We start from the raw sequence: 4,624 nt of genomic DNA, 5'->3' as shown, positions 1-4,624 counted from the left end.
CCTTCATCATTGAGCTCGCGGGCGCGGCGGCCTTCGTCGCCGACGACGGCGAGGACAACCCGTCGTTCGCACCGACGGTCGCCGTCGACGAGTGGGCCGCCCGCGACGTCCCCGACCGCTGGGCCGCGCTGGCCCGCACCTGGCGGGGAACCCTGCGCACCCCGTGGCTGGTGGGCGGGCGCGACGAGCGGGGCGGTGTGCGGGCCGCGCTCGACCCCGAGCTGCAGCGCACGTGGGCGCCCCGCCTGCGCCGATCGGTGCTCGACGTGCTGGCGGAGACGCCCCCCGGCACGGTCCTCGACGCCGCCCACGTGGTCGCGGTGCTGCGCTGGCGCACCCCGCGGTCGGTGCCCCCGGCGGCGGCCGTCCAGGCGGTCCTCATCGAGGCAGGCCGCCTGGGCATCGTCGGCGCGGGAGCGCTGTCCGACGCCGGCCGCGCCCTGCTCCTGGAGACGGCCCCGCTGGTCGGCGCCGAGACCGGGGACCCGGCCGACGCCCTCGCGGCCGCCCTGCCTCCCGCGGTCGACGAGATCCTGCTCCAGGGCGACCTCACCGGCGTCGTCCCCGGTCGGCCCAGTCCCGAGCTCGAGGACCTGCTGGACCGGAGCGCGCACGTCGAGTCCCGCGGGGGCGCCCTCACGGTCCGGTTCACGCCGGAGTCGGTCCGGCACGCACTCGACGGCGGCTCGACCGCCGACAGCCTGCTCGCCGAGCTGGCCGCGCACGGCCGCACGGGTGTGCCCCAGCCGCTGGAGTACCTGGTGCGGGACGCGGCGCGGCGCCACGGCCGGCTGCGGGCCGGTTCCGCCAACGGCTACCTGCGCGCCGACGACCCTTCCCTGCTGGCCGGACTGGCCGAGGACCCCCGGCTCGCGACGCTCGGGCTGGTCCAGCTGGCGCCCACCGTGCTCGCGTCCCAGGCCCCCGTCCGTGAGCTCATGGAGACCCTGCGGACGCACGGTCTGGCACCGGTGGCCGAAGGGCAGGACGGCCAGGTGGTGCACGTCGTGCCGTCGATCCGCCGGGTCGGGCGTCGCGCCACGGCCGGCGCCCGCCGACGCGCCTCGGACGCCACCCCCGCCGCCCGCGAGACCCTCACCGACGACCGCCTGCTCGCCCTGGTGCCGCAGCTGCGCCGGGCGGAGGCCGAGCGCGCGGCCGACGAGGTGGAGCGCCTGCCCGGCTCGCTCCCTCCGCTGCCGGCCCGCCGCGTCACTCCGCCGGCCCCGCTTCCTCCCACGACCCCGGGAACAGCCGACCCCGTGGATGCGTTGGTGCTGCTGCGCGAGGCGGCGGCCGAGAAGGTCGAGGTGTGGGTCGAGCTGGTCGGCTCCCACGGCGTCCCGCAACGTCGGCTGCTGCGCCCCCTGCGGGTGGAGGGCGGCCGGCTGCGGGCCATCGACACCGCGCGCGAGTCCGAGCTGACGGTCGCCGTGCACCGCATCGCGTCCGTCAGCCGCGTCACCGATCCCCAGGAGTCCACCCCGTGACCGACGGCCCCCTCATCGTGCAGAGCGACAAGACGCTGCTGCTCGAGGTCGACCACGACCAGGCCGAGGCCTGCCGCCGCGCGATCGCCCCGTTCGCGGAGCTCGAGCGCGCCCCGGAGCACGTGCACACGTACCGCCTCACCCCGCTGGGCCTGTGGAACGCGCGCGCCGCGGGTCACGACGCCGAGCAGGTGGTCGACGTCCTCCTCGAGTACTCCCGCTACCCGGTCCCGCACGCCCTGCTGGTCGACGTCGCCGACACGATGTCCCGCTACGGCCGCCTGCAGCTCATCCAGGACCCGGTGCACGGCCTGATCCTGCACGCCCTCGACCCGGCCGTCCTGGCCGAGGTGGTCCGCTCCAAGCGCACCGCCGGCCTCCTGGGCGCCCGGATCGACTCGACCGACGTGGTCGTGCACCCCTCCGAGCGCGGCCACCTCAAGCAGGTGCTGCTCAAGCTCGGCTGGCCGGCGGAGGACCTGGCGGGCTACGTCGACGGCGAGGCGCACCAGATCGACCTCATCCAGGACGACTGGCACCTGCGCCCCTACCAGCAGCAGGCCGTCGACGGGTTCTTCCACGGCGGCTCCGGTGTGGTGGTGCTGCCCTGCGGCGCCGGCAAGACGCTCGTCGGCGCGGGGGCGATGGCGCGCTCGTCGACCACCACCTTGATCCTGGTAACCAACACCGTCTCCGCCCGGCAGTGGCGCGACGAGCTGATCAAGCGCACGACGCTGACCGAGGACGAGATCGGCGAGTACTCCGGTGCCCGCAAGGAGATCCGGCCGGTCACCATCGCGACCTACCAGGTGATGACCACCAAGCGGAAGGGCGTGTACGCGCACCTCGAGCTGCTCGACGCCCGCGACTGGGGCCTGGTCGTCTACGACGAGGTCCACCTGCTGCCCGCGCCGATCTTCCGCATGACCGCGGACCTGCAGGCCCGCCGACGGCTCGGCCTGACCGCCACCCTGGTGCGCGAGGACGGCCGCGAGGACGAGGTGTTCAGCCTCATCGGCCCCAAGCGGTTCGACGCACCGTGGAAGGACATCGAGGCGCAGGGGTACATCGCCCCCGCCGACTGCGTCGAGGTGCGCCTGACCCTCTCGGACGCCGACCGCATGACCTACGCGATCGCCGAGCCGGAGGAGAAGTACCGCCTCGCGGCGACCGCGCGCGGCAAGAACCGCGTGGTGGAGCAGCTGGTCGCCAAGCACGAGGGCGACCCGACGCTGGTGATCGGGCAGTACCTGGACCAGCTGCACACGCTCGCGGAGCACCTGAACGCGGACCTGATCACCGGCGAGACCCCGGTGCGCGAGCGGCAGCGGCTGTTCGACGCCTTCCGGTCCGGGGAGATCACCAAGCTCGTGGTGAGCAAGGTGGCCAACTTCTCGATCGACCTGCCCGAGGCGTCCGTCGCCATCCAGGTGTCCGGCTCGTTCGGCTCCCGCCAGGAGGAGGCGCAGCGGCTCGGCCGGATCATGCGCCCCAAGGGTGACGGCCGCACCGCGCACTTCTACACCGTGGTCGCTCGGGACACCGTCGACCAGGACTTCGCGGCGCACCGGCAGCGGTTCCTGGCCGAGCAGGGCTACGCGTACTCGATCGTCGACGCCGAGGACCTGGACCCCGCCACGGAGCCCGGCCGGGACTGACCGGGGAACCCTTCCGGGGCGTGAGCCGTTGCGGCGGACAGAGCCCACCGGAAGGATCAACGGGTGCCCGTCCCGCGTCGTCCCCTGTCCCTGCTGGTCCCGCTGCTGCTCGGCGTCCCGCTCCTGCTCGGCGCCGGCACCCTGCCGGCGGTCCAGCCGCTGGCCCTGACCGGCGAGATCACCGACCAGGTGGGCGCCCTCGACGGCAGCCAGGCGGAGGTCCAGGCGGCGCTCGACCGGCTCGCGCAGGACACCTCGCTCCAGCTGTACGTCGTCTACGTCTCCGACTTCGGCAGCACCGACCCGGTCGCGTGGGCGCAGGCCACGGCCGCCGAGTCGGGCCTCGGGTCGCAGGACGTGATCCTCGCGGTCGCCACCGAGGCCCGCCGGTACGCGCTGGCCCCCGAGACGGTCGAGGGCCTGTCCAGCTCCGACGTCGAGTCCGCCAGCGCGGCCGCCGAGGACCGGCTGCGCGCCGACGACTGGGCAGGGGCGGCGGTCGCGACCGCCGACTCCCTGCGCGAGGCCGCAACCGGCGGCGGCGCATCGAGCGGCTCGTCGGGCGGCGGCAGCTTCTTCGGCCCCGTGCTCCTGGTCGGTCTCGTCGTGATCGGCGCGTTCTTCGCCCTCCCGTGGTTCCTGCGCCGACGCCGCGCGAACGCGCCCGCCGCCCCCGGTGCCCAGGCCGCCCCGGCCGACGCCCTGGCGGCGCTCCCCACGGCCGAGCTGGACCGCCGCTCCGCGTCGGCGCTCGTGGCCGTCGACGACGCCGTCAAGGCCTCCGAGGAGGAGCTCGGCTTCGCCCAGGCGCAGTTCGGTGCCGACGCCACCGCGGAGTTCGAGACGGTGCTGGACGACGCGAAGGCCCAGGTCATGGAATCGTTCCGCCTGCGCCAGACCCTCGACGACAACATCCCCGACACCGAGCCCCAGGTCCGCGAGACGGCGACCCGCATCCTGCGGACGTGCTCCGCGGTCGCCGCCATGCTGGACGCGCAGAAGGCCGGGTTCGACCACCTGCGGGACCTCGAGGCGCGCGTCGAGCAGGCTCTCGACGCGCACGCCCGCACGGCGACGACCCTGCGCGGCCGGCTCGACCCCGCCCGCGTGACCGTGAGCACCCTGGCCGCCACCTACCCGCCCGCGTCGCTCGCCTCGGTCGCGCGCAACCCCGACCAGGCCGCCCAGCTCCTCGACGAGATCGACACCACCGTCGGCCGCGGCATGGAGGCCGTCGGCAGCGGCGCCCGCGGCACCGCCGTCGGCTACGCCCGTGCGGCGGAGGAGGCACTGAGCCAGGTCACGACGCTGCTCGACGCCGTCGACCGCGCCGGACCGGAGCTCGCCGCGATCGGCGTCCGCATCGACGCGGCGATCGCCTCGATCTCGGCGGACCTCGCCGACGTCGACCGGCTCGCCCGGGACAAGCCCGAGGTGGCCGCCCCCGCCCAGACCGCCCGCGCCGCGGTGGACGCC

The 4,624-nt window shown here is 75.2% G+C and carries 3 protein-coding genes; all 3 read left to right on the top strand.

Features of this window, described 5'->3' with window-relative positions:
• Nucleotides 1-1,490 (top strand): helicase-associated domain-containing protein (locus RYN42_RS19765; protein WP_315099208.1); only part of this gene is annotated, 1,490 nt, incomplete at its 5' end.
• Complete coding sequence (locus RYN42_RS19760) at nt 1,487-3,148, top strand: DNA repair helicase XPB (protein WP_315099206.1); 1,662 nt, start codon at nt 1,487-1,489, stop codon at nt 3,146-3,148. The genes RYN42_RS19765 and RYN42_RS19760, both read left to right, overlap by 4 nt.
• Nucleotides 3,149-3,211: 63 nt before the next feature.
• The coding region (locus tag RYN42_RS19755; protein WP_315099204.1) for a TPM domain-containing protein at nt 3,212-4,624 on the top strand (1,413 nt) is incomplete at its 3' end.

The organism is uncultured Cellulomonas sp. (genome assembly GCF_963527515.1).
In the GTDB taxonomy this organism is placed as follows: domain Bacteria; phylum Actinomycetota; class Actinomycetes; order Actinomycetales; family Cellulomonadaceae; genus Cellulomonas.
The sequence above is the reverse complement of the archived record's forward strand: the minus strand, read 5'-3'. Positions and strand labels throughout refer to the sequence as shown.